Origin of the sequence: Streptomyces sp. NBC_00988 (genome assembly GCF_045162645.1) — a bacterium.
Classification (GTDB): Bacteria; Actinomycetota; Actinomycetes; order Streptomycetales; family Streptomycetaceae; genus Streptomyces.
In genome coordinates this window covers 4136664-4161008 of record NZ_CP108730.1, presented here as the reverse complement: position 1 = coordinate 4161008, position 24345 = coordinate 4136664, and the positions used below count along the sequence as shown (strand labels likewise).

Here is a 24345-nt window from a genome sequence, read left to right as displayed (position 1 = left end):
CCGTCCACCATCGACCCAGGCAAAGTCGAGAAGACGCGGCCCATGACGTCCAGGTCGTTCGTACAGTGGCGCGCTCCACCTGGACGCCATGAACCACGCCCGCTCCACGGTGTGTGGGTCGACGGCGGACGGGATGGGAGCTGGGGATAGTAGTGGCTAGAGTGAGTGGCAAGGGCTCGGCTCAGTGCACTTGGGTCCGTCGATCACGAAGAGGTGGGTGACAGTGGCCCGTTGGCGCAAGAAGTTCCTGACCGAAGTGACAGAGAAACTCGTTCAGCTCGGTCTGAAGAGCTGTCCGGTGTGCAACTCCGAGAGCCTAGGGGCAAAGCCCTGGCCCGTAATGGCGGAGATCGGGGGCCTCCACTCTGCCAAGGACATCGTGGCCGATGATGACCAAAACGTCCTCTTCCTAGTCGGAGTGGAATGCTCGGCATGTGGTCATCTGCTGCTGTTCAACAGCGAGCGGTTCCGCACCGGCAACGACGCCACTCTGGTCAGGGGGCTGACGCACGAGGAGGAAACCGAGGCGGAAGAGCGCGGTATGTGGGAGGACTGAGGTGACCCATCGGACTCACTTGCCAACACCTCGCAACCATCCCGTGCCACTGTCGTGCCAGAAAGAGCGGGGGCTCACGGGCAGTTCTACGAGTGACGCCGTGCCCCCTGCGTGCCCGGTGAGGGAGCGGCCGACGGGGAACAGCGGGGAGTCTCGGCGAACGGTCCGAAAACCCACAGGCCAACGTCTTGCCAGGTCAGCCCCGGTCCGCATACGCGATCTTCCAAACTGGTGCTCCAAAACTGAACTGCCGAGTTGACTGCGTCGTTCCACCACCGATGTACTTCCGCGCATGTCAGGAACGGATGACGGTCAGTCACTCGAAGCTCACCCGCCTGTCTCCCGGCCTGTGGCCTCAGCGCAGGACTACGTGGAGGAGAGGCTGGCTCAGTACCAGAGGTGGTACGACAAGAAGGCCGTTAAGACCAAGGCCATGCATCTCCGGATGAGGACGATATCTGTCGTTGGGGGAGCCTTGGTCCCTGTGTTAGTCAACCTTGATCTGTCATTCGCCAAACTTACCGCTACCGTGCTGAGCTTGATCGTTGTCGGTTCGGTCTCTTTGGAAAGCGTGTACCGCTACCGCGAACAGTGGAAGAACTACAGGTCGACCGAACAGCTCCTTGGGCATGAGCGGGTCTACTTCGAAGCCAGAGTGGGGCCCTACTCAGGTCTCTCGGAGAACGAAGCATTCTCGACTTTGGTCGCCCGTGTGGAGAGCTCAATCGCCAACGAAAACTCTGCGACCCTCAACGTGATGACCCTGGGCGGCCAGGTAAGTACTGACGTTCAAACACCGCCCACCATCCCAACTGCCCGGCGAGAGCTTCATTAGACAGGCGTGCCGCTTGCGTGCCGGGACGGGTGGTGACTCGCGGGGAACCGTGGCACGCGCGGAGACAGTCGGCTATCGCCACCAAAGGCAGGAACCCCGCAGGTCACGCCGAGCGCTGCGCAACCTCGCTCCGAAAGTGGTGGTGCGTGAGACGACCGGGCGTGTGCAGTACAGCAGCGGAGTACAGCAACCGTGTCGGCCAAAGGTGACCGCCCTCGACGGTTAGTGCCACAGTGACTTGGACGGATGACCTCAGCGACCTACGCGCCCGTAGTTCGTATCGAGGTGTCCTGGAACCTTCCGTCGGTTTTCACCGACGGAAGGTTCCAGCGGGTCAGAGGCAGTCAGGAGGTGTTTGGCGTCGAATCGATGCCTTCGTACAGGCCGTCCACTGCGTTCCGGGCCCGTGCGTCGCTGCTTGGCATGAGGTGCGTGTACACCCGCAGCGTGAACCCCGGGTCGTTGTGTCCGAGGTAGTGGCTCAGCGCCTTGATGTTTTCGCCGGCGTTCAGCATGACCGACGCGTAGAAGTGCCTCAGGGCGTGCATCCCGTGTTCGCGGGCCGCCTGGTGACGCTCACCGGGCTTCGGCTTGGGGATCACCCCGCCCGCGACGAGAGCGGGCTTCCAAGCGCGGTCGTTGAAGTCGGTCCGCCGGACCGCGCCCGCGCCGTCAAGGCGGGTGAACAGCAACTTGCGCGTCACCGGACGGCCGTCCTTCCGCAGCCACGGCAGGGTGATCGGGACCGGCGGGAACTCCTTCATGTGGCGCCTGAGGGCGTTCGCCACACGATCGGGCAGGGGAACGTCACGGAGCTTGTCCCGCTTCGGTGGGCCGAAGACGAGACCGTCGGTCGTCACCTTGACCTGATTCACAATGTGCAGCCAACCGGACTCGAAGTCGATTTCGTCGACAGGGAGTCCGAAGATCTCTCCCTGCCGCAGACCGCATCCCGCCCCGAGGTCGACCGCCGTGCGGAAGCGCTCCGGCAGCGCCTCCCGGACGCCGAAGACGCGCTCGGCTGTCCACGGCACCACGCGACCAGTCCCCGGCGCGGGGGGGCGTACGGACTGCGCGCGGCACGGGTTCTTCGGCAAGTGGCCGTCGTCGACGGCCGCGTTGAGGATGGTCGACACGTTGTTGTAGATCACGCGCCGGTACGACGTCGCGGGTACGGCCCGCTCCAACTCGCTCAGCCAGTCGCGGACGTGCTCCGGCTTGAAGGAACCGAGGGGGCGCGACCCAAGGTAGGGGATCGCGTGGCCGCGAACCGTAGAGGTGACGGTCTCTCGGGTCGTCAGGTCGGTGCTCTGAGTCTTCAGCCACTTCTCGGCGTACTGCCCGAACGTGGTTCGGCCGGCGGCCGGGTCGACGTAGTTCCCGCTGTCCATGTCGGCCTCTATCTTCGAGAGCCATTTCTCAGCGAGGCGCTTCTGTCCGTCGGGGTAGCTCTTGGACTTCTCGGTGCCGTCGGGGCCGACGTAGCGGGCGCGGTAGCGCAGGCCGGTTCCGTAGCGGTCGGAGCGGGCGCGGGTGATCTTGCCGTTGGCGTCGGTTTCGGTCTTGTACCAGCGGTCTTGGATGTGGCCTGCCATGCGGGGTGTTCCCTTCGAGGCATGGAGAAGGGAGGGCCACGGTGTGGCCCTCCCTGGGGTGTTGGGCTGTGCGGTTGTGGCTGGGTCAGGCGGTGGCCTGGTCGTCGGTCTTGCGTTCGGTGACGTAGGTGCGGACGTCGGTGGGGTCGTAGCGCAGGTGTTTGCCGATGCGGAATCCGGGCGGGCCGGTGCGCTTCTTGTGCCACTGGTAGACGGTCTCTTTGGGGACCTTGAACATCGTGGCGATGTCGTCGGGGGTGAGGTACTGGTCCGGGAGTCCGGACCGGAGGATCACGCGTGGGTCGCTCACTGGGGGAGTGGCCATGGGGTCTCCAAGCCGGGAGAGCGCCACAGAAACCACGGAATACACAGAAACCTTGGATTGGTGGGCTGACCTGCGGCGATGCCGCAGGGTGGGGGCTGCCACAGAATTCGCGGAAAGTCCCACAGAAATAAGCGGCCGGACCGGCGCGGCCGGTGGCGGGTTATTTCTGTGGCTTCTCGGTTGGATTCTGTGGCAGTACCCCGCAGGCCCCTGACAGGGCTGTCTGTGCTGGTCAGGGGCTTGGCGGGGGTATTTCTGTGATTCTGTAGTTTGTGTGGCGGGGGTCAGGCGGTCGGGGTGGTCAGGCGGGGGTGGACCAGGTAGCGGGGGGAGGGTGGCCGGCCGCGTCCTCCGGTGCGGTGGACGGCTTGGGCGCGCACGTACCCGTGGTCTTCCAGCAGCGCCAACACGGGGTCGAGGTCGTTGGCGGTGGGGAACTCGGAGCGGGAGAGCTTGACCATCAGGTCCCGCTTGCTGACCTCCCGCCACTCGTGAGTGCGCAGCGCTTCCAGGACGCTGCGGGCGCGGGCGATGACCGGGTCGGCGCCCATGGCGTCGAACACGGCGAGGGCGTGGGCGGTGTAGTACTCCCCCAGCTCGATGGCCGCGCGCATCGTGGCCTCGGTGACGGGGTGGGCGTAACCGTTGCCGCCGTGTTCGGCGAGATGCAGCAGCGCGGCCATGCGGGCGGTCGCTCCAACGAGTTTTCCGGCCCAGTCGGCGATGTGGCCCAGCCGCCCGCCTCGTGCCCTGAGCCGCGGTTCGACCCGTTCCTGATAAGTGATCAGCGCCGCGTCCGCTTCGGGGGTGAGCTGGATGAGCGCCGGGTCGGTCCATCCCGCGAGGGACAGGGTGAGGTCGATGACCCTCGCGGTGTAGGTGGCGGCCGTCTGCTCAGGGACCGGATCGGTGATGACCTTCCGGTCGCCGACCGTCGACAGCGGCAGCGAGTACAGGAAGCGGCCCAGTAGGCCGCGTCCCTTCCCGCCCTTGATCTTCCCCATGTCCACCAGCACATCGGGCTGGACGGCCAGGCCCATGGTCAGGGCCGGTGCGTCGACATACTCGCGGCGGGTCTGCCGGTTCACCCTCAGACGGCCCCCGGCATGGCCTTTGAGGAAGACCTCCATGTTGGGACTGCCGGAATAGCGGCCCGCGATGATGTCGAAGATGCCCCCCTCATCACTCATCACCGACAGCCGGCCGCCCTGTTCCGCGATGAGCGAAGTGACCGTTTCGGGGGTGCAATCGTCCGCCAACAACAGGGGCTCGGCCGGCACGGTGAGAGTGTCGGCGGTCTGCGCGAGACCGATGGCGGTGGCCACCATCTCGTCACGCTTGTTGCCGTCGGCGGACGCGGCCCGTGCGGTGGCCTTGTCCGCCGCTTCCTTGGCCAGACGTGCCGTCAGCTCCGCTTCCACGATGACCGGCTTCATCGCCGCCTGAAGCTGTTTCTCAGCCTCGTACAAGGGGTCGGTGAGCAAGCCGAAGACGGCAGACTTGCGGGTGCCGGGCGGAAGCGCCACCACGGTGAAGAGGTTGGTGGGCTCACGCCAGTGGCCGCGCACGTGGACCACCGACCGGCCGCCGGCCGCCGTGGCGAGCACAGCGAGGGCGATCGAACCGCCAAGGTCCACCGGGGTCTGCGTCTCTTCCGCGACGGCCGCCACGAACTCCCCCAGCCAGGCGGGGAAGACGTGGGCGGGGAACGCGGGCCGCTTGCGGTGGCCGGTGAGGGGAATGGGGTCTTCCCACACGTCCGGTGCTGCGTCGTCCTCGCCGGGCGGTTCCTCTTCGAGGGTGGGCAGTCCGGCCCACAGGTCGGGGTTGTCCACAGACTGTGGGGTCATGAGACCGTCCTCCCTTCGAGGGGGTCCAACAGCGGCCACAGGGCGCGGTGTTGGGCATGGTGCGGGTCAGGGCCAACAGCAGTGCGGACGCCTTCGGCGACACTCCTTCGGTCGCCTACGGCCGCCCGTGATGGGCGCTGCATGGCGTTATCGGCCTCTTTGCGGGCATTTCGGGGATTGATGGTCACGCCGCGTTCCTCTCGGCCGTCTGAAGGCCGTTGGTGACCGCGCGGCGGGCGTAGTCCTCGGGAACGCCGACGGAGACGGCTGCGGCGACGATCTGCGCGCCGATGACGTCCAGCCCGCACGGTCCGGGGCACTGTGCGTGCCGCACTGCCAGGAACCGGGCTACGCCGAACGCCTGCGAGGCGGCCCCGGATTCAGTGCGGGCGCGTACCAGGGCGAGGCCTCGTTTAAGGCCGGTGGTCACGTACTGCTCGGTGTGGCGGCATCCGGTGGCCACCGTGCGATCCCACACGGCGCGCTCGGGGAGGGAAGAGACCACCTCCCCCGGGGCGGGGGTGGTCTCTTCCTTCACCGCGAGGGCGAGGACGGCGGGCGGCAGTGCGGCCATGGTGCCGGTGCCGGGTCCGAGCCAACGGGCGTAGGACATGAGGGACTTGATGTCCACGCCCGGACGGACCGCGTTGTGCGAGGGCATGACGCTCTGGTACAGCCAGTGCTCGCCGCGCGTCGTCAGCACGGTGCGGGTGGCCGGCAGGGTCTCGCGGGCCCATGCGACGGCCGCCGCGTTGTCGAGGTCGACCACGGTCAGCCGCGCCCCGCCGGGGTGGTAGCCGACACAGACGGCCCGCTCCCATGCCGCGCCCCACAGCGGGGAGAGGATGACGTTGCGGTCGGTGGTGGCGGCGGCCCACGCGTGGCAGGGAGCGGGGCAGCGGCAGGCGCCCGCGCGCTTCATGTTCGGCCGCCCGCCGCAGGCGTTCTTGGCGCACGCACGGCAGTTGCCGAACGGCACCTTCCCGTCCCGCAGCGGCAGCACCGGCACACCGGCCGTGGCCAGGTACAGCGCAGTCCGCAGAGGATCGCCGCCCCGGAGGTTCACGGCAGGGGGGCGGGGGGTCTTGCGGTCAGGTGTCATGCTGGAGGTCTCCTGTTTCTGTCGAAGGGACGGAGAACCGGGGCGGTCGCGGTCTTTGGCGAGAGGCGACCGCCCCAGCCACAGCTAGAAGGGCGGTTCGTTGCTGTAGTCGTCGGGGCCCCACGGGTCACGGACGGTGTCGCTCCGTCGGTGCAGCCAGCGGGGCAGGCGCGGCAGCGGCAACACGACCCAGCGGCGGGCCTCGTTCCAGCAGGTGCAGGGCTCCCAGTCGGTGCCCTCGTACTCCCCGTCGTAGGAGTTGCCGTAGTCGTACTCGAAGCCGCCGATGCCCTCGCAGTCCGGGCAATCAGGGCGCGGCGTGTCGGTGAGAATCAGTGCGGGCCGGGGCCAGGTGACGCGCTGGAAACGCAGCCGGGACAGGGTACGCAGGTTCATGCGGCACGCTCCGGAATGCAGTTGTCCAGCCGCCGGGCGACGGCGTGCAGCTTGGCGTCCAGCACGGCGGGCGCGGTGGTGGTGAACGCGTGCAGGGCGACGGCCGCGGCGATGATGACGTCGCACAGCTCGTCGGCCACGTCGGCGCGGGTCTGGGTGACGCCCTTGCGGGGGTTCTGGCCGGTCATGCCGATGTACGCGGCCGACGCCTCCCCCGCCTCCTCAACGACCTTCATCAGCCGCATCGCGACCTCGTGCTCACCGGTGCCGTTGGCCTGGTTCAGGGCGGTGACGATGCGGGCGGTGACCGGCCACAGGACGGCGCTCATGCGGACTCCCTTTCAGCGCTGGGGAGTTGGGGCAGGCCCGCACGTTCCAGCGCGGTGGGGTCGAAGCCGGGCAGGGTGGCGCGGGTGACGAGCGCGGCGGCGAGCTGTTCGGCGTAGGCCGCGCCGGTGCGAGCCACCTCGATCTGCGTGGCGGAGTGCAGGGTTTCGACGCGCTCGATGTGGGCGTACTCCTCGCGCCGGTCGCTCATGTGCCGCTCGTAGGAGACGGTGTCGCGTCGGTCGGTGCGCCAGTAGCGGGCGGCGAGTGCGTAGGCGCCGGCGGTGGCCAGGGACCACAGCAGCAGCGGCAGCGGCAGCCCGTCGGCGTATCCGGCCACGCCCGCGAAGGCGAGCGCTCCGGAGGCGGCGAACGCGGTTCCGGCGAGCACCGAGTCTCCGGTGCTGTTGCCTGCGGCCACGCCCGCGGCGGCGGCCCCGGCGGACAGCACGGTCATCAACGCGGCGTTGCCCACGCTGTGTTCGGCACCGTTGGCGTTCCAGATCCTGGCCAGCGCGAGCACGGTCGTGGTGGCGAGCGCGGGCGCGGCCTTGGGCGCCACGATGGCGAGCCAGTGCCGGGCGACGATGGGTTCGTTCATGGCAGTTCTCCCGGTCAGTTGCCGAGCTGGGACAGGAAGCGGGCGAAGGACGCCACCAGGTCGTGAATCGGGCCGTAGGCGCCGGTCCCCGCGGTGAAGAAGCCGAAGAGGAAGAGCAGCAGCGCGGCACCCGCGCCGGTCGACCTGGTCTTGACCGCGAACACGGAGGCGATGCCGAACAGCAGCACGGCGGAGAAGGTCAGCGTCATCGCGAGCCCTCCGGGCGCGGGGTGTCGGTGCCGGCGCGGTAGATGCGGGCCCACCGGTTGTAGAGCCAGCGGCCGATGCGTATGCGCTTGCCGGTCGCCTTGCAGCGGCGGCAGTCCTTGCCGCGCTTGAGCTGTCCCTTGCGGTCGGTCTTCAGCTTGTGGCCCATGCCGCGGCACTTGCGGCAGTTGCCGAACGGCGAGGCAGCACACACAGCGATGTAACACAGTGTGACGCCGAGTAGGAGTGTGATAGCGAGCAGGATGGGGGTCATGAGGGGCCCTCCGGGCGGTTTTCAGGGGTTTCCGCAGGTGGGCCGCTATGTGCTAGCGGCCTGATCACGGTGGGTTTGGGGCGCTATCGGGGCCGCTATCGATAGCAGGGTGTGGCGCTATCGATAGCGGCCCCGGAGACTCAGCCCGCGTCCCGCTTTCCGTCACACTCCGCAACCGCTGCGGTGATGTGGGAGCGGTCGATGCCCCGCTTGTTGGTGAACTTGCCCTCGATGCGGCGGCCCACCTGGACGGTGGAGACGCCGCGCGGCTTCAGCGCCGCGGCGAGCGCGTCGGAGTCCCAGCCGTCGTAGACCTCGGGGCGCAGGTCGGCGAGGCGGGCGACGACGGTCTCCGACCACGCCTTGGTCTCCTTGGCGGGGACCACGGCGAGGATGTCGGCGAGCAGGTCGTAGCCGGTGCTCGCGTCCGTCTCCGGCTCTTCCCCCAGCGCGTGACCGGACAGGAGTCCGGCCTGTTCACGCGCTGTGCGGGCGCGGGCGGCGATGCTGTCCGCGCCGGGTCCGTCGACGTAGACGGAGCCGACGATCCGGGCGTCGGAGCCTTCACCGATGAAGTAGTGAATGCCCTTGTCACCCCAACTGAACATGGTCGCCCGCACCCCGCGCTTGTACGCGGACGTGCCCAGCACCATGTCGTTCTCCAACTGGCCCATGACCTTCAGGCACCACCGCGCCGACGCGTTCGCGCTGATCCCGGTGGGCAGCGCCTTCGCGTCCGGCCGCTGCGTGGCCAGCAACAGCACGATCCCGGTGGCCGGGCCGCGCTTGACCAGGTCGGTGGCGATCTCCTCGAACTCGTCCTTGTGCTTGGGGTGTTCGAACAGCACTTGGCACTCATCCACCCCGATCACGATGGGGTGCAGACCGAGCGAGCGCTTGTCGGCGAGTTCGCTGGTCACCTTCGACTCCGGGCAGATGTCCCGCGGCAGCGAGCGGATCACCTTGGTACGCCGACGCAGCTCCTCCCGCAGCGCCCGGAAGTCGTTGAGGCAGTACTCGATGGCCTCGTCGTCATCCCCGGCGGCGTGCCGGTGGGAGACGGCGTTGCCGACCGGGTCCAGGTCACCGGTGCCCTTCATGTCGTAGGTGTGCAGTTCCGCCCGCGGGTCCAGCGCCGCGATCAGGAGCAGGAGGCGGAGCAGGAAGGTTTTGCCCATGCGCGGGATGGCGCCGATGATGCCCGCGATGTACATCAGGGTGACGTCGACCCAGCGTCCGCGCTGGTCGGTGCCGTAGGCGACCGGCTTGAACAGGTTCACCGAACCGCTCGTGAGCAGAGGCCACTTGGGTTTCTTCGAGGTCGACATGTCCTGATCGCCGACCCACAGCACCAGGTGCCCGGTGTGCTCGTTCGGCACCGCCTCCGGCCACACACACCCGAGCGGGCGGCGCAGACCGGACGCGAGGCGGTCGCGACGCTCGATGACGTCCGTGACCGTGACGCCGTAGGGGAGGTTGCCCTCGGCACGCCAGCCGGGGCCGTCGCGGGTGATGGGGGCGGTGAACTCGAAGCCGTCGCGGCCCTTGCCCTGTGCCTGGTTGATGGCGGGGATGCCGAGCGCCCCGAGCGCACGCAGCACGATGTCCGACGTGAGCTTGACGGCCTTGGGCAGTTCCACGGCGCGGTGGATGACCGGGTCGTCCGCCTTGCGTCCGGCGAAGCCGAGCGCCATCACGACCGAGCTCACCGACACGGCCTGAAGCCACTCGGGGGCGAGGACGTACATCGCGAGCGCAGAGCCGAGGCCGATGAACATCGCGAGCACGGCGGCGAGGGTGCGCAGTCGGACCCGTCCGTCGCGCTGCCGTGAGAGCTTCAGGTACTCGGCCGCGTCCTCGCGCCGTACGGCGGCGAGGCGGACCGGTTCGCCCTCACGGTCGGCCATCCACCGCACCGTGCCGCCCACAAACTTCGCCGCACCCGACGGGGCTTGGAGCGTGAGGCGGGCGGCGTAGACCGGGGAGCGCAGCGCGTGATAGCCGATCGAGTGCGCGTAGTGCCGGGCCACCCATGCCGACGCGGTCCGCAGTTCCGCCACGGACTGAAGCCACGGTGGAACGACCGGACGGCGCTGAGCGGCGAGCAGCCGACCCAGGTAGCCCGGACCCGTCGCCTTGACGGTCGGAAGGTCGACCATCACGCGGGCGGTCGGGTCGCCGAACGGGTCGCGGAACGCGTCGAGGTCTCGGGTGTGCTGGGAGTCGGTGACACGGATCGTCGGGTCGGGCGACTCGGTCGGGTTGGAGTCGGCCGACTCGGTACGGGCCGACCGTGCCTTGCCGAGGTCGACTACCTCACCCCCGGAGTTGGCTCCGGAGTCGGTGTTCAGCTCTGCTTCGAGTCGGTTGAAGAGTTCGTTGTCGTCGGGGTGGTTCACTGAAGTTCCTTCCGCTTTCGGGCGTGAGGGAGGGATGGGTCCGGCCGACGCTGTAGGAGGTGGGCGGCCGGACCCGTTTGGCTAGATGCCGGGCGGGAGTGCGTTGTCGGAGGGGAACTCGAAGACCGTGACCAGGACTTCAAGGCCGGGGTCGTCGATGTGGGCGACGCGGGTGTAGATGACCGTGAACGGGGTGCCGTCGCGGCCGGTGGTCGGATAGGTGCGGACGTCGTGTCCCCATGCCCGACGTCGACTGACCGCGAAGCGGGCATGTGACGCGGGGATCACTCTGTGAAGGCCGAACTTGCTGCCCGACAGGCAGACGAACCGTGCCGAGTCGGCGGGGAGCGGCTGACCGAGCGAGCCGTGTGAACGGTGGAACAGGCGGGTGATCCAGTGCAGGTTCACGCCTGAACTCCTTCCGAGAACAGCGGGGTTACAGGCCGCGCGGGATGGCTACGCGGCCTGCGCGAGCACGTACACGGGGCTGTAGGCGGTCACCACGACAGGCACGCCGTGGAAGACGCCGTACGCCCGAAGGGTCTGGACGGTGGCCAGCGGCAGATGTTCGACGGCCACGGGGTCGACGTCCAGCGCCGCCCGCCAGGCCTCGAAGTCGGCGAACGTGGTGTGCAGTTCCACGCGGATGCCCAGCGCCACCGTGGTGCGGGTGACCACCCTGCCGATCTCGACCGGACCGGGCAGCGCGGGGAACGCGCCCGCCAGCGCGGCCACGGCCGTGATGACCGGGCGCAGTTCACCCAGCGCGGGCGGGAGCACCGTGTCGCGCATGGTCACCACCACCCCGAGGACTTCTTCGCGGCCTTCGCGGCGGCGGCCTCGGTCACGATCCGCTGCCGCTCCCTCTGCAACGCGGTGATCTCGCCGCTCAGCCGGGTCTGGACCGACGTCCACAGGTCTTCCAGCCTGCGCTCGGCGCGCGTCGTGCTCTTCCCGCGCACGACCCGGAACGAGCCGCCGGCCAGAGCCCCCAGGACCGCGCGGCGCTCGGCACCGGTGAGCGGCCACATCTCCTGATTGCGGACGGCTTCGAGCTTGCGGGTGGTGAGCTGGATCTCGCGGTCCAGACGGCTCGTGTTGGGCTTGGGCATGGTCAATCCCCCTTCAGGGACAGGAAGTTGGGGTGGTGGGGGTGTCGGGGTAGGCGCAGGGCACGCACATGCCGAGCGAGCTGGGGATGACGTATCCCGCGTCCGTGCGGCAGGCCGGGCAGGTGCGGCGGGCGCACATCGCCTTGGCGAGCGCGGCACGCTTTCCGGGCGTCATCGGCCGGACCGGCTTGGCCTGGTCGAGGCGGTAGAGGTAGGCGACCAGCGGGCCGCGCCGGTAGCGCGGCCGTAAGACCTGCGCCGCTATCGGCTGACCGCCCGGACGCAGGCCACGGGCGCGTAGTTGGCGGCGCGTGGCCAGCCCGTCGGGGGCGTAGCGCCACGGGTAGGTGGGGATGCCGAACTGGGCGCCGGTGGGGTCGTAGCACTTGCCGAACGACCCGGGCATCAGGCGGCCTCAGCCCCGGACGCCTCGCCCTCCGCAGCGTCCACGGAGTACAGCGGGCGGCCTTCAGCGCGCTCCGACTTCAACGCGTCACGCAGCGCGCGGGCGTTGGCTGCCGAGCAGCGCACCGCGGTACGGACGCGGTCCGCGGTCAACTCCGCATCCGGCCACAGTGCGGTGACCGTGCGCGCCTCACTCAGCAGCACCTCGAAAGTGCGCTGCCCCTTCGCCTTGCCGTTGGCCTTGGCGGCGGTCTGCTGGCGGGCGCGGGGCTTGGCGTCGGCCGGAGGCGCCGACGGCGTCTCGATCGAGGGCAGCGCGGGGGTGGTCTCTTCGGTGGTGGGGGTGAGGTCGCCCATGCGCAGCATCACGCGCTCGCGCCGTGGGGTCTTGGTCCGCCACTTGCGGCCGTAGGTCTCGCGCAGGTCCGCGCGGGCCAACTGCCGTTCCTTCTCCCGCGCCAGCGCCTCGCTGTAGGAGGTGATCTCCCACAGCGTCATCCGGCGCCACAGCGCGAACGTGGACGGGAACGCCAACAGCCAGCGGGAGAAGCGGATCTTCTCCATCCGGCGGCCGGTGGCAGCGCCGATCCGCACGGCGTAGACGTGCGCGCCGATCTCGGAGAACACCACCCACAGCAGCGGCATCGTGCCGTGCGCGACCTTCGCCGACAGCGAGTGTCCGGCCGCGATGTTCAGCCCGCACGTGATCAGCGTCAGCACCCAGGGCACGAACCGCACCCACGCAAGCGCCATGTCCATCCGGATAAGGAGGAGGTTGGCGACGGTGAACACCGGGATGGACACGTCGATGCCGACCGGCAGCATCCACGGAGCGGAGAATCCCCAACTCGCCGCGGCAGCGGACACCGCGTCGAAGGAGGAGATCAGACCGAGCGCGCCGACACCAGCCGCGGCGAGCGCGCCGACACCGGCGAGGCCCATCTCCGGGCGGGTCAGCGGCGGCACTCCGGACGGCAGAGCTTCGGGGGCGAGAGGCGGGGTGGTGGTCATGACGTGGCCTCCGTCCCGCCGTGCGTACCGGCGCGGCCGGCGCGGCGGCCGTTGGCCGTCCCGCTCTTCGGGGTCAGGTCCAGGGCCGTGAGCCAGTCGGCACCGGAGTGCTTGGCCGCGTACATCTGCTCATCCGCGAGCCGTAGCAGCGTGGACAGGTCCACGTCGTCGGTACGCGGGTCGTAGGCGACCACACCGACGGAGGCGCCCACCGTGAGGGAGCGGCCGTCGACGATGACCGGCCGCTTGATGGCGCGGGTCAACTCCCCCAGCGTCCACGACAGATCAGCCAGGCTGAACACCCGGGCGACCGCGGCGAACTCATCGCCACCCAGGCGCACCACGATGCCCCCGTTGACGTCGGCCCATTCCGCGAGCCGCCCACCGGTGGCCGCGATGACCGCGTCCCCGGCAGCATGCCCATGCGTGTCGTTGATCCCCTTGAACCTGTCGAGATCGATGACGTAGACCGCGCTCCGGCCGCCCGCCAACACCTTCCGGGCACGTTCGGCGAACGCGTCACGGGTGAACAGACCCGTCAGCGGGTCACGGCGCGCGGACTCGATACGGCGGCGCAGGCGCAGCGCGTGCAGGGACCATCCGGCCGCCATCGGCACACCGGCTACGGCGGCAGTCAGCAACGTACTCATGCCGCAACCCCCTTACGGGCAGCGCGACGGCGGGCGGCCGGGCGGACCAGGGCGACGACGTCGAACAGGTCCGGGTTGTCCTCGATGGCCTGCGCGGCGATGCGGACCAGGTCGTCGGGGAAGGTCGGGTTGTCGGCGAGGATGTCGCGCGCCGCGTCCTCACGGGCCGCGCGCTCTTCCTCGCTCTCGCCCTCGACCCCGAGCCACAGCTCAACCGGGGTGCCGAGCGCGAGTTCCGCGAAGTCCTCGGCAGAGACGGCCTGTTGGCGGCCGATGTATGTACGCATGGGTTCTCCTGGCATCGAAGGGATGCCGGGGCGGTCGCGGTCTTTTGGCGAGAGGCGACCGCCCCGGCGAGAAGGGACCCGTGCCGCATGCGCGGGCGGGTAACGAAGCGAAGTGAGGCGCAGATCGCGACGGGGTCAGACGTGGACCCGGCGCGGGCGGTTGAACACGTTGATCAGTCCGCCGGTGACGGCGGTGACCGAGGTGACGGCGACGAACGTGACCATGGCCCAGTTGGCGCCCAGGTCGCGGACGTAGACGCAGTTGGTGACCGAGGACGCGATGCCGAGCACGAAGAACAGCAGGGTGGCCATCGCGCGGCCGGACGTCATCGGCTTGAAGCCGCGGGCGACCAACTCGATGTCCTGCGGCCTGACCGGCTGACGCGTGGTGCCGTTCATCTGGACGTCGACCACGTTGCCGACGCGGTGGTTGGCGACGCCGGCCACCGTGCCCAGTGTCTTGGTGCTGCGGATACGGACGACGTCACCGATGGCGAGCAGCATGGGGTTCCCCCTCGAAGTCGCGGAGTTCCGAGACGATCCCGGCTCCCCTCAACCCCACCCGTACGGCGCAAAGCCGGACGGGCGGGGGAGGCAACCAGCCGCCGCACCAAGTGCGGCGGAAGTCGAGATGGTGCGTGTCTCCTTCATCGCAACCGCGCTCCCGTGTCAGGTAGAGCTGTCCGGCCTCGAAGTAGGCGTATGGAGACGTGACCTTGCGGTCTAAGCCCTCCGGTGAATGCCAAGGCGCCGGGTCGCCTCCCCCCGTCCGATGCGGGGCTCCTGGTCGTGCGGTCTTGCAGGACAAGCAGGTGCGAACACAGCCGATGAATCCCGTTTCGAGGACCCTCCGGGCGTTCGTTGCGGTACCTGTTTTACAGGTACCGCATGGGGGTCCGTCAAGTGCAGCGACGGAACCTCTTGGTTTTGCGCCGGGACTTCTTGGCGCATCATCAGAATCGCCCCAGGTCAGGGGACTTGGTTACCCCGTACGTGGACACCTCAAGGACGTCTAGGTACCTTCAAGAAGTCCCTAGACGTCCCACCGGGGGTTCAGATGTCCAACGAGCGTTTGAGGTCAGCCCTGTTGGCGCAGGGCATGACGGTGCAGGATCTAGCCGACGCCATCAACGTCAACGCAAAGACCGTCGAACGCTGGATCACGCAGGGGAAGGTGCCGTACCGGCGACACCAGTACGCGACAGCGTCAGCCTTAGCGGTCGACGTGACGACTCTTTGGGACGACTCCCGCGCCGTCGAAAGCGCTGCGGACCTGAGCAAGGCTGAGATCGTCACCATCTATCCGCACCGCCACATGGTGCCCGCAGGGCTCTGGCGCGAGATGTACGGACGGGCAAGGCTTCGGCTGGACATCCTCGTCTACGCGGGACTGTGGCTGTCTGAAGATCCCCAGTTCATCGACCTTCTCAAGGCGAAGGCTGAAGAGACCGCTCAAATCCGGGTTCTGCTTGGTGATCCTGACTGCCCAGCAGTTCAACAGCGTGGGATAGATGAAGGTCATCGGATCATGGACGGCAAGATCCGAAACGCCTTGATGAACTACCGCCCGCTCTTCACCAGTCATCCCGACATCCACTTCCGGCTGCACAATGCGACGCTGTACAACTCGCTCTTCCGGTCGGATGACGAGATGTTGGTGAACACTCACGTCTACGGCATCGGCGCCTACATGGCTCCCGTACTGCACCTGCGGCGAGTGCCCGGCGGCGGGCTCTTCGACACATATGCGAATAGCATCGAACAGACCTGGGGAGGCGCGCGCCAGGTGATGGAACACGACTTCACGGGAGCTTGAGCATGGGACGCATCGACTACTTGCACGACCCGGACGCCCCGCCGGCCAACTCGGTTGTGCCCTCGGTCGTGGCGTTCGTCCAGAACGACGCGGGCCAGGTGCTCATGATTCAGCGATCCGACAACGGACGTTGGGCACTACCCGGCGGTGGCCACGACGTCGGCGAGTCCATCAGCGACACGGTGGTCCGTGAGGTCTGGGAAGAGACGGGGATCAAGGCCGAAGTCGTCGACCTGTCCGGTATCTACACAGACCCTGGGCACGTCATGCAGTACGACGACGGCGAGATCCGCCAGCAGTTCAGCATCTGCTTCCGAGCGCGACCTGTCGGCGGCGAGCTGCGTACGAGCAACGAGACGACGCAGGTCCGTTGGGCTGACCCAACGGACCTGCGGGAGCTGGACGTCCACCCCACGATGCGGCTCCGTATCGAGCACGCCATGGACCGAACGCGTACCGCTCCCTACATCGGCTGACGCTTGGCGGCAGCGACGCGTTCGAGGACGCGAGACGTGCAGTCGAGAATCTCGGGTTCGGCGCGCCGGATGAACTTACCGATCAGACTGTCCGGCCCGTACCGTCCGGTGATCTCGTTGATTCGGTCGATCGGGTTCGTGGGAGTCCCGTCCGGCGTGGTGTTCATGTCGCAGTAGCAGAGCGCGTCGTTCAGGTGCGTACTCTCGCGGGGGAACTCGCTCTCCAACTCCTCACGCAGGTCGCGCGCTTCCGCTTCCAGCCAGGAACAGGAGTGATGGGCGACTAGGTTGATGACCCGTTCGTCGGCGTTGGCCGTATCCCGCAGGTAGCGGGCGCCGTCCAGAGGGTGGAAGCCCGTCTTGGCCAGGTCCGGCGCATAGCCGATGTCGTGGAGCACGGCCGCCGCTTCCAACAGGTCCGCGTCCTGGTCAAGAATGAGGGCGATAGTACGTGCCCTCTCGGCAACTCCTAGGCAGTGCTCCCAGCGCCGCGGCAGAGGCTCGGCAAGCAGGGACTCAGCCAGGGGATAGGCCCATTCCGTCAGGTCCGACAAACTACGAACGCTCCTCTCGAATCGGCACGGCGCGGACGGTCCGCACCTTGCCTTGTCCTCTACTCGCCAGCACGCCGGCGGCCTCCAACTTGTCGAGGGCTTTGGTCACGGTGGGGCGGGAGACTCCGAACCTGTCCATCAGGTCCGATGCGCTCAGGAAGGCTGCGCCCACCTCGAACCCTTCGGCAGGGATGATTGCGGCGATGCGCTCGTCCAGCGGGCGTCGGTCGACCTGTTCGCCTTCACGTACGACGCGCCATCGGCCTCCCCGTACCGGTTCGGCGACACCATCCTTCGCAAGCGCCTTGAACGCGCGAAGCACAACCCCGCGCGAGACGTCGTGATCGCGCATGAGGTCGACGGCGGGCGGGAGTTCCGTCATTTCCCGGTCCGCCTTGATCTTGGCCTTCACCGCCTCCGCAACCTCCAAGAAGGTCCCCCGAGGGCTGGCCTGCTGTGACACGCACTCTCCCCTCTACCAGGCTGTCTCCTGACTCAAGCTTCCCATGTAGCCGAGCCTGCAGGCAGGCATTGCCCGGCTGGCTAGTACGCGGTGATCGCGGTGTTCACAACAGGCGTCATCGAGCGGATACTGACAGTAGTTGGCGCAGCGATCGCGTCATCCGACGCTGCATCAGGGGGGGCCATGGAGAGCATCACGCTGAGGGTCGAGCAGGACCACGTCGAAGGCGTGGCCAAACTGAACGATCCGGTAGGTGCGGTAATTGAACTCATCTGGAACGCACTGGACGCGGATGCGACGAATGTCACCGTAGGAATTGAGCGGAACGAAATCGATGGCGTCAGTAAGGTGATCGTTTCAGATGATGGTCACGGAATGCCATCGGAAGCATGCCCGTCCTATTTTGACAAGCTGGGCGGATCTTGGAAGAAGACTAAATTAGTTTCCCTGGATAAGGGTCGTGCGATGCACGGCAGGAATGGCCAGGGTCGGGTTCGTGCTTTTGCTCTTGGTCAACATGTTCGCTGGATTACCATTGGTGAGGGAATCGATGGTGTGATCAAAACGGTCATCGAGGCCGATCGCTCCTCGATGCGCAGATTTCAGATTGACACAATAGGTGCCACTTCTGAGGATACCGGGACCGTCGTTGAGGCTTGGGGTGAGGTACCTCATCTGAGCCGATTGCTGAACACTCCAAGAGTGATCGCGGCACTTACGACTGAGTTTGCTCTATATCTGGAAACCTACCCAGATTCTTCGGTCACTTATGACGGTATTCGGGTTGATCCTGGCGAAGTGCAGGTTCATTCGGCCGTCTATTCGCTCAATCAAGTCGACGACCGGCCCGCACCTGAACTGCGAGTAATAGAGTGGCGTAAGGGCGTGACGCGTGAACTTGCGCTGTGTGATTCTAGGAGGATGCCGCTAGTAAAGCTGCGTCCAGAAATTCAGGCGCCGGGATTTAACTTCACCGCCTACCTGTCCTGGAAGGGGTTTGAAGATCGTCCGCAAGATTTGGCGCTGGTGGATTGGGACGAGGATTCGCCAGCCTCGGAAGTAGTAGAGCAGGCCAGAGAGCGCCTGCGCGTGCACTTTCGGGGCAGGGTTGATGCTCGACGGCGTGAGCAAGTGCTGGAGTGGCAGCGAGAAGAGGTCTATCCCTACGAAGGGGAGCCTGTCGAACCCTCGGAGGTTACCGAGCGCGAAGCGTTCGATACAGTTGCGACGACTATCGCCAAACATATTCCAAAAACGCGCAAGGCTCGAAAGGCCACGCTGGGGCTCCTTAAGGAGACGTTGGCTGCGAAGCCAGGTCACACGCCAGAGATTCTGGAGCGGTTCTTCTCCCTGTCGCTTCAGGAGAAGGAGGAGCTGGGCTTCCTTCTGAAGCGTACAAGTCTAACGTCGCTAATTCGAACTTCCACTGAGGTCACCGACCGTCTCGATTTCCTGCGCGCCTTGGAAATTCTCCTCTTTGATACTGAAGCTAAGAAGGTAACAAGAGAGCGGGATCAACTACATAAGATTCTGGAGAACGAGGCTTGGATTTTTGGTGAAGAGTACTCTCTAATGGTTAGTGAGCGTGGTCTTTCGGAGGTTCTCCGAAAGCATTTGTCCCTACTGAGGCTACCCGTGCCGGACGATGCCAATGTGCGTCTTCTGGATGGCAGCACAGGGCGAGTTGATCTCATGCTTTCTAAGACCACGGTGTGGGTGCAAAAACCTCACCATCTGGTCGTTGAGCTCAAGCGGCCTAGCGTCAAACTTGGAATGGCAGAGTTTAGCCAGCTCGTAAAGTATGCGACGGCCGTTGTCAAGGACGAACGCTTTAGGGCAACTGAAGCCAACTGGGACTTCTGGCTCATCGGCAACTCCCTGGATGAAGCTTTGCGTAGTATCACCCGGCAGCCTCACTTGCCTCCCGGACAGGCTGCAACGGTTGGTTCCACTGCTAGGTTGTGGGTTCGTGAATGGAGTGAAGTCATCCAGGAATGCAAGCAACGCTTGCACTTCTACCGAGACAGGCTCGATTATCAGTCTACGGACGAGCATGCTTTGGAGTACCTGGTGCGAAAATATGCGGATGCCACCCCAACGGTTCTGCAACCGGATGATGATGAGGAGACAGCTGCGATCGTGCCGGCGCCCCGAAGTGATGACGCAGTCTCAGGCATGAATTCTGCTGTGGAAGGATACGATAACTGACCCAAGTTATTGGGAGGGGTTTCATTTAAATCCCAAGCGCTGCCCTATCAGGCGTGGTTAGGCGACGCTTTTCGGGTCCCGTAAGGAAGGATGCAGGTGATCACGGAGACGGGGTCAGGGGTTCTTCCGGTTCTGATGACTCTGTCTCAAGCGGTCCAACTTCGCAGGGTGTTGGAAGACCTCTTCCAACAGTGAATCCATGAACTCAACAATGGCTGTTGCATCTTCGAGCGGCATCGGATCGTTGGCGATGTCACCATGGGCGATCTCGTTGCCGCCATCGCGGATGGCGTGCGCCGTCTCTTTGGTCAGCTCGCGGATGATTCCCTGGTTGGCCATTTCGTCGATCTTCTGCATCAAGCTGCCCGCAGTGATGCTCTTTTCCTTGGCTGTTGCCTCAACAACGGCACGGGCTAGAGCAACGGCGCCGCGTGCCGCTCCAACGCTAAGGCAGGCATGTGCCTCGCTTGCGGTTTCGGAAATCCGATCCGGCACGTCAGGGAAATTAGGGCGACGGACATTCGCGGGCTCCCACTCCATGGGCATCACGATGAACTGCTCACGGCTCAGGTACTGAGAGCGAGAGGTCGTATAGCCGATGCTGTATCGGCTGCAATGCTCATTCGAGCACTGGAACGTGGACATGAAAACCGGATCGCCGTAGCCCGCAGGGTTGGGCACCCGAATAGGATCCTGCGAGCTTGGGATCATGTGAGTCAGAACGCCACACCAGCCGCAATTTGTCGATGCCATGGCAGTGAGGGTACCCGCGCGGTGGGCGCCGTCGCATGCTCATTGTGGCGTTCCAGCAAGCACACCGATCTGATGCGAACGGGCCTCATTTGTGGCCTCAATCGCCGCTCGTGCCGCTGCGCATCAGCGGGGCCGTCTGTGGGCCGTCGAAGGGCGGCCCAAGGCGACCAACGACGACCAACGACGACTGTTCGGCCAACGGCCAGTGCTGCATCGACGTCGGTCTCCCGAGGTCGCTCACGGACCACAACACTTCCTGCGCAACAAGCGGCAGGAGTGGGAGGAGTACCGCTCCGAGGTCACGGCGTTCGAGCTGCGGAAGAACTTGCCGGTTCTGTAGGCGGGGCGCGTGGGTCACCGGCTCGCGGGCAGTCTCGCCGTGATGGAGCGGGCGACCTGGACCACCGTGTCGTGCGGCACGGTGGTCGGCTCTGTCGAGGTGCCCGTGGTGGTCGCGAAGGTCAGTACCCAGCTTCGGGCGCCCGTGTTCCACACCACGAAGGAGATCCGCTGCCGCACCTGGGTCTGGACGCCGTTTCCCGTAAGGCCCGCCGGCCCAGGTCGCCCACCGTGTCGACCCGTACGACGCGCATCCCGGCCGGGTCCGGGTTCGCGCTCAGGTTGTGGGCGGCGGACAGTTCGGCGGCGTAGGCGCGGGAGGTCGGGTTGAGGGACAGCGTCGACCGTCCGTCGGGGGCGGTGTAGCCACAGACGTCCGGGGCCTGACCCTTGTCCGGGCTGACCCGGGTCTGGAGTCGGGCGCCGGTGATGAGCCGCTCGGCGACGGTTTTGGTCAGGACGGTGGACAGCTGTCGGGCGCTACCTCAGGAACGCCGGAGACACCGCCGCGCCGCTGATCAGCCGAGCCCTGCCCGTGCCGTCCGCCGGTACCTCGTAGAGGTCCGCGCCGTAGTCGCCGGGCATGGCGTAGACGATCGTGTGGTCGTCGCGCCAGACGGCCTGGTCGTCGACGCTCCTCGGCTCCGCCAGTGAAGTCTCGCGCATCGTGCGGAGGTTGAGGACGTAGAGGTGCCAGGGGGCGTCCTTCGGGAGGCCCTTCACGCGTTTCTTGTACGCGATGCGCGTGCCGTCGGGGGAGAGGGACGGGCATTCGACGTTGGTGTGGAGCGTGGTGACCGTGCGCGTGCGCAGGTCGCCCCGCACCAGATAGGTGCTGCCCTTCGTCGCCACCGTCGCGTAGAACGTGCGGTCGTCCGACGCGAAGGTCACGCCCCAGAAGTTGACGTCGGCCGCGTGGTAGACGTGGCCGTCCTTGATGATCCGGAACGACTCCAGCGTCGGGATCAGCTTCCCCGTCCTCGTGTCCACGATCGCCGCCCGCGTCGAGAAATTCGTCCCGGCATACGAGTCGCCGCCCACGAACGCCGTCCACGCGGCGAAGCGGCCCGTGGGGGAGACGCGCGCACGGGAGGGGATGCCGGGGACGTCGTAGTGGGCCGTCTCCTTGAGGTGTGCGTCGAGGATCAGCGCGCGGTACGTGTCCGTGACCGTGCCGTGGACCGCCTGGAGGCAGACCCCGGTGCCCGAACTGGCGTAGAAGCGCAGGCACTTGACGCCCGCGGCGGTGCGGGGGCCGGAGGGGTCGGACGCCGGGACCGTGGTGAGTTCGTCCCGGTGGGGGCCCCAGGCCATGTTGCGGAACACCATGGTGCCGGGCGCGGTGAGCGTGATCCTTCCCGCGGTGATCTTCGGGCCGCCGGGCTGGGTCTCGTTCCGTCGCTCGGCCCGGGCCGACGCGTGCAGTATCGAGGCCACCGCCACTACGGCGAGTGCGGCTATGGCAGCGACGAGGATCAGGACGCGGTTGCGCAAGGTCATGAGGCGGGCTCCAGAACTGATCGGCCGGGGCGGAGCGTCAGGGCGAAGGCCGCGCAGACTCCCAGCGCCACCGCCGACGCCATGAGCGCCGTACGGTCTCCCCACAGCGTCCACGCCGCGCCGAAGCCGAGCGAGCACACGAACCGTGCCGCCGCCTGGCCCGTCTGCACCAACGCGAGCCCTGACGACCGCAGTTCCTCCGGCACGCTGTCCGAGGCCGCCGCCATCAGCACGCCGTCGGTCGCCGCGTAGAAGGCGCCGTGCAGGAGGAGGACGGCGTAGGGGAGGGCCGTGCCGTGCCAGGACGTCAGCAACAAGGCGTACGCCGTGAGGAGGGCGCCGTGGCCGCCGAGGAACACCCGCCAGCGGCCGACACGGTCCGCGAGCCGGCCCAGGGGTACGGCGAGGAGCAGGAACGCCGCCGCCGTGCCCAGCGGCAGCAGTGCGAACCAGCGGTCGGGGACACCGAGTCGCCGTTGCAGGAGCAGGTAGACGAAGGAGTCGCTGACCGTCGCGAGGCCCAGGAGCAGTGCGCAGACGGTGATCCGGCGCAGGTCGCGGCGGGCGAGGAGGGCGAAGGCGGCGCGGAGGGTCGGGCGTACGGCCTTCTCACCTACGGGCTTCTCACCGACGGCCCTTTCCCCTACGGCCTTTTTCCCTACGACCCTCTCCCGTACGGCCTTCTCCGTGCGGGGCGCGGCAGTTGACGACGACCCCGGCACGAACAGCACCAGCACCAGGACGCCGACCACCGCCACGCAGAAGCTCACCGTGAACACCGCGTCGTAGCCGTCCACCGTCGCCCGGAGGATCAGGAACGCCGCCAACGGGCCGAGCAGCGCGCCCGCCGTGTCCATCGCGCGGTGTACGCCGAAGGCACGACCGCGGTTCTCCGGGGTGGAGGAGAGGGAGATCAGCGCGTCGCGCGGTGCCGTGCGCAGGCCTTTGCCCGTGCGGTCGGCGGCGAGGATCAGGCCGATGGGGGTGAGGGTGTGGGCCAGCAGCAGGAGCGGTTTGCAGAGCGCCGAGATGCCGTAGCCGATGCCCGCGATCCACTTGTGGCGACCGCCGCCGCGGTCGGCGAGGTGGCCGCCGACCAGCCGGACGAGCGCCGAGAAGCCGTTGTAGATGCCGTCCAGGAGACCGAAGCCCAGCGGGGACAGGCCGAGGCCCGTCACCAGGTACAGCGGGAGGACCGCAGTCACCATCTCGGACGACACGTCGGTGATGAGGCTGACCGCGCCGAGGGCGAAGACGGTGGGGGTTACGGCAGCGGACACCCGCGCCGTCCTACGGGCAATACCCGTAGTACTCCCGGCACTCGGGTCGGCGTTGGCGCGGCTGTCCGCCACGTACATCTCAGGACGCCCAGATGCCGGTGATGTCGGCGGCCGAGGCCGCGTTGCCCGCGTGGGTGGTCAGGCCCTGGGAGTCCTCCAGGGTCCGCAGCAGGTTGTAGTGGTTGTACGTGGTCGAGGACGTCGAACCGGCGGTCACCGGCTGGCCGTAGAAGACCGTCGGGATGCGGTTGCCGCTGAGCAGGTTGTCCTCGTCGAAGGTGACGACGAGCAGGCTGTTGTGGGTCTTGGCCCAAGTGGCGTACGCACCAAGGTTGTTCTTCACCCAGGTGTCGCCCGTCGCCACCGAGCAGTCGTGCATGTCGCTGCACAGGTTGGGGGTGACGAAGGAGATGTCGGGCAGGGTCGTGTAGTCCGTCGGGAACTGCGTGAACGTCTTCGCTGTGGACGTCGCGACGTTGGAGAAGCCGAACCAAGGGTTGTGCTTACGCGCGTAGTTGCCGCTGCTGCACGTCGTCGAACCCTGGCTCGGCAGCGTCTCGTTGTAGCTGGCCCAGGTGCCGCCCGCCGCGGTCACCTCGGAGGCGAGGTTCGCGGCCGAGGAGAAGCCCGCCGTGTAGCAACTGTCGCTGGTGATGCCCTGGGTGGAGCCGGAGAACAGCGCGAAGTAGTTCGGCTGGCTCGGGTGGGTGATCCCGTACGACTGGGTGAGGGCGGCGCCGCCGGTCGCGAGCGAGTTGATGTAGGGGGCACTGGAGGAGCCGATGACCTGGCTGTAGGCGTGGTTCTCCATCACCACCACGACGACGTGGTCCGGGGTCGGCACCCCGGTCGCGGCGTGCGCGGTCGAGACGGTGCCGAAACCGGTCCAGACCCCGACGGCGGCCGCCGAGAAGGCGAGCGCGGACGCCACGGCGGCGCGGCTGCGGCGGTACACGGAACTAGCGGAACTGCCGGACACATCTACCTCCGGGTGGGGGGAGGACGGGGGTGACGGTGCGAACCG

General features: G+C 67.0%; 30 protein-coding genes and 1 pseudogene. 6 read left to right on the top strand and 25 right to left on the bottom strand.

Annotated elements, in window-relative coordinates; translation table 11 throughout:
- Positions 1 to 223: 223 nt before the first annotated feature.
- Together OG496_RS18920 and OG496_RS18915 are read left to right on the top strand one after the other, a co-directional pair.
- Positions 224 to 556 (top strand): hypothetical protein, encoded by a 333-nt coding sequence (locus OG496_RS18920; protein ID WP_405971689.1) that lies wholly within the window; start codon positions 224 to 226, stop codon positions 554 to 556.
- 292 nt (positions 557 to 848) lie between these two features.
- Entirely contained in the window at positions 849 to 1391 is a 543-nt protein-coding gene (locus OG496_RS18915) for a DUF4231 domain-containing protein (RefSeq protein WP_405971688.1), read from the top strand.
- A gap of 344 nt (positions 1392 to 1735) precedes the next feature.
- On the opposite strand, the gene OG496_RS18910 is transcribed toward OG496_RS18915, so the two are convergent.
- The 18 genes from OG496_RS18910 to OG496_RS18825 form a co-directional block, all read right to left on the bottom strand.
- A complete protein-coding gene (locus OG496_RS18910; RefSeq protein WP_405971687.1) occupies positions 1736 to 2986 on the bottom strand; it encodes a tyrosine-type recombinase/integrase in 1251 nt (416 codons plus the stop codon).
- 85 nt (positions 2987 to 3071) lie between these two features.
- Entirely contained in the window at positions 3072 to 3311 is a 240-nt protein-coding gene (locus OG496_RS18905; RefSeq protein ID WP_405971686.1) for a helix-turn-helix domain-containing protein, read from the bottom strand.
- A 284-nt stretch (positions 3312 to 3595) separates the two neighbouring features.
- Positions 3596 to 5146, bottom strand: coding sequence for a YfjI family protein (locus tag OG496_RS18900; RefSeq protein ID WP_405976646.1), 1551 nt, complete (start codon positions 5144 to 5146; stop codon positions 3596 to 3598).
- A gap of 199 nt (positions 5147 to 5345) precedes the next feature.
- On the bottom strand, positions 5346 to 6263 hold the full coding sequence (locus tag OG496_RS18895; RefSeq protein WP_405971685.1) for a bifunctional DNA primase/polymerase: 918 nt from the start codon (positions 6261 to 6263) through the stop codon (positions 5346 to 5348).
- 84 nt (positions 6264 to 6347) lie between these two features.
- Positions 6348 to 6659, bottom strand: coding sequence for a hypothetical protein (locus OG496_RS18890; RefSeq protein ID WP_405971684.1), 312 nt, complete (start codon positions 6657 to 6659; stop codon positions 6348 to 6350).
- Complete coding sequence (locus tag OG496_RS18885) at positions 6656 to 6988, bottom strand: MazG-like family protein (RefSeq protein WP_405971683.1); 333 nt, start codon at positions 6986 to 6988, stop codon at positions 6656 to 6658. The genes OG496_RS18890 and OG496_RS18885 overlap by 4 nt, the downstream gene beginning before the upstream one ends.
- On the bottom strand, positions 6985 to 7587 hold the full coding sequence (locus OG496_RS18880) for a hypothetical protein (RefSeq protein ID WP_405971682.1): 603 nt from the start codon (positions 7585 to 7587) through the stop codon (positions 6985 to 6987). Before OG496_RS18880 ends, OG496_RS18885 begins: the two co-directional genes overlap by 4 nt.
- A 14-nt stretch (positions 7588 to 7601) precedes the next feature.
- Positions 7602 to 7796 carry a hypothetical protein gene (locus tag OG496_RS18875; protein ID WP_405971681.1) on the bottom strand — a complete coding sequence of 65 codons (195 nt, stop codon included), beginning with the start codon at positions 7794 to 7796 and terminating at the stop codon, positions 7602 to 7604.
- Entirely contained in the window at positions 7793 to 8068 is a 276-nt protein-coding gene (locus OG496_RS18870; RefSeq protein ID WP_405971680.1) for a hypothetical protein, read from the bottom strand. Before OG496_RS18870 ends, OG496_RS18875 begins: the two co-directional genes overlap by 4 nt.
- 140 nt (positions 8069 to 8208) lie before the next feature.
- The gene (locus tag OG496_RS18865; RefSeq protein ID WP_405971679.1) at positions 8209 to 10467 is read right to left on the bottom strand and encodes a cell division protein FtsK; all 2259 of its coding nucleotides are present in this window, start codon (positions 10465 to 10467) and stop codon (positions 8209 to 8211) included.
- An 81-nt stretch (positions 10468 to 10548) separates the two neighbouring features.
- The gene (locus OG496_RS18860) at positions 10549 to 10875 is read right to left on the bottom strand and encodes a hypothetical protein (protein ID WP_405971678.1); all 327 of its coding nucleotides are present in this window, start codon (positions 10873 to 10875) and stop codon (positions 10549 to 10551) included.
- A 48-nt stretch (positions 10876 to 10923) separates the two neighbouring features.
- Positions 10924 to 11259 (bottom strand): hypothetical protein, encoded by a 336-nt coding sequence (locus OG496_RS18855; RefSeq protein WP_405971677.1) that lies wholly within the window; start codon positions 11257 to 11259, stop codon positions 10924 to 10926.
- Between the two features lie 2 nt (positions 11260 to 11261).
- The gene (locus tag OG496_RS18850) at positions 11262 to 11579 is read right to left on the bottom strand and encodes a hypothetical protein (RefSeq protein ID WP_405971676.1); all 318 of its coding nucleotides are present in this window, start codon (positions 11577 to 11579) and stop codon (positions 11262 to 11264) included.
- A gap of 13 nt (positions 11580 to 11592) precedes the next feature.
- Entirely contained in the window at positions 11593 to 11985 is a 393-nt protein-coding gene (locus OG496_RS18845) for an RRQRL motif-containing zinc-binding protein (RefSeq protein ID WP_405971675.1), read from the bottom strand.
- Positions 11985 to 12995: a DUF2637 domain-containing protein gene (locus tag OG496_RS18840; protein WP_405971674.1), complete on the bottom strand. Its 1011-nt coding sequence runs from the start codon at positions 12993 to 12995 to the stop codon at positions 11985 to 11987. Before OG496_RS18840 ends, OG496_RS18845 begins: the two co-directional genes overlap by 1 nt.
- Positions 12992 to 13645, bottom strand: a complete 654-nt coding sequence (locus OG496_RS18835; protein ID WP_405971673.1) for a GGDEF domain-containing protein — start codon at positions 13643 to 13645, stop codon at positions 12992 to 12994. Before OG496_RS18835 ends, OG496_RS18840 begins: the two co-directional genes overlap by 4 nt.
- The gene (locus OG496_RS18830; RefSeq protein ID WP_405971672.1) at positions 13642 to 13932 is read right to left on the bottom strand and encodes a hypothetical protein; all 291 of its coding nucleotides are present in this window, start codon (positions 13930 to 13932) and stop codon (positions 13642 to 13644) included. Before OG496_RS18830 ends, OG496_RS18835 begins: the two co-directional genes overlap by 4 nt.
- Positions 13933 to 14067: 135 nt before the next feature.
- Positions 14068 to 14436: a hypothetical protein gene (locus OG496_RS18825; protein ID WP_405971671.1), complete on the bottom strand. Its 369-nt coding sequence runs from the start codon at positions 14434 to 14436 to the stop codon at positions 14068 to 14070.
- A gap of 553 nt (positions 14437 to 14989) precedes the next feature.
- Between OG496_RS18825 and OG496_RS18820 the strand changes: the two genes are divergently transcribed.
- A complete protein-coding gene (locus OG496_RS18820; protein ID WP_405971670.1) occupies positions 14990 to 15748 on the top strand; it encodes a helix-turn-helix domain-containing protein in 759 nt (252 codons plus the stop codon).
- Between the two features lie 2 nt (positions 15749 to 15750).
- Positions 15751 to 16224, top strand: a complete 474-nt coding sequence (locus tag OG496_RS18815; protein WP_405971669.1) for an NUDIX domain-containing protein — start codon at positions 15751 to 15753, stop codon at positions 16222 to 16224.
- On the opposite strand, the gene OG496_RS18810 is transcribed toward OG496_RS18815, so the two are convergent.
- Together OG496_RS18810 and OG496_RS18805 are read right to left on the bottom strand one after the other, a co-directional pair.
- Positions 16212 to 16778 carry an HD domain-containing protein gene (locus OG496_RS18810; RefSeq protein ID WP_405971668.1) on the bottom strand — a complete coding sequence of 189 codons (567 nt, stop codon included), beginning with the start codon at positions 16776 to 16778 and terminating at the stop codon, positions 16212 to 16214. The genes OG496_RS18815 and OG496_RS18810 overlap by 13 nt on opposite strands.
- A 1-nt stretch (position 16779) precedes the next feature.
- Complete coding sequence (locus OG496_RS18805; RefSeq protein WP_405971667.1) at positions 16780 to 17190, bottom strand: GntR family transcriptional regulator; 411 nt, start codon at positions 17188 to 17190, stop codon at positions 16780 to 16782.
- A gap of 234 nt (positions 17191 to 17424) precedes the next feature.
- On the opposite strand from OG496_RS18805, the gene OG496_RS18800 reads away from it, so the two are divergent.
- Positions 17425 to 19449, top strand: a complete 2025-nt coding sequence (locus OG496_RS18800) for an ATP-binding protein (protein WP_405971666.1) — start codon at positions 17425 to 17427, stop codon at positions 19447 to 19449.
- 114 nt (positions 19450 to 19563) lie between these two features.
- Here OG496_RS18800 and OG496_RS18795 read toward each other — a convergent pair whose 3' ends face one another.
- On the bottom strand, positions 19564 to 20202 hold the full coding sequence (locus OG496_RS18795; protein WP_405971665.1) for a DUF4145 domain-containing protein: 639 nt from the start codon (positions 20200 to 20202) through the stop codon (positions 19564 to 19566).
- A 247-nt stretch (positions 20203 to 20449) separates the two neighbouring features.
- Here OG496_RS18795 and OG496_RS18790 point away from each other — a divergent pair.
- Positions 20450 to 20542 (top strand): annotated as a pseudogene (locus tag OG496_RS18790) (glutamine synthetase); the annotation flags it as partial.
- 14 nt (positions 20543 to 20556) lie between these two features.
- Here the strand turns inward: OG496_RS18790 and OG496_RS18785 are convergent.
- The 4 genes from OG496_RS18785 to OG496_RS18770 all read right to left on the bottom strand — a co-directional run bounded on the left by OG496_RS18785 (position 20557) and on the right by OG496_RS18770 (position 24276).
- Positions 20557 to 20721, bottom strand: coding sequence for a hypothetical protein (locus OG496_RS18785; RefSeq protein ID WP_405971664.1), 165 nt, complete (start codon positions 20719 to 20721; stop codon positions 20557 to 20559).
- A 300-nt stretch (positions 20722 to 21021) separates the two neighbouring features.
- Complete coding sequence (locus tag OG496_RS18780) at positions 21022 to 22041, bottom strand: TolB family protein (protein ID WP_405971663.1); 1020 nt, start codon at positions 22039 to 22041, stop codon at positions 21022 to 21024.
- On the bottom strand, positions 22038 to 23399 hold the full coding sequence (locus OG496_RS18775) for an MFS transporter (RefSeq protein WP_405971662.1): 1362 nt from the start codon (positions 23397 to 23399) through the stop codon (positions 22038 to 22040). The genes OG496_RS18780 and OG496_RS18775 overlap by 4 nt, the downstream gene beginning before the upstream one ends.
- A gap of 1 nt (position 23400) precedes the next feature.
- Positions 23401 to 24276, bottom strand: coding sequence for an alkaline phosphatase family protein (locus OG496_RS18770; RefSeq protein WP_405971661.1), 876 nt, complete (start codon positions 24274 to 24276; stop codon positions 23401 to 23403).
- Positions 24277 to 24345 lie beyond the last annotated feature (69 nt).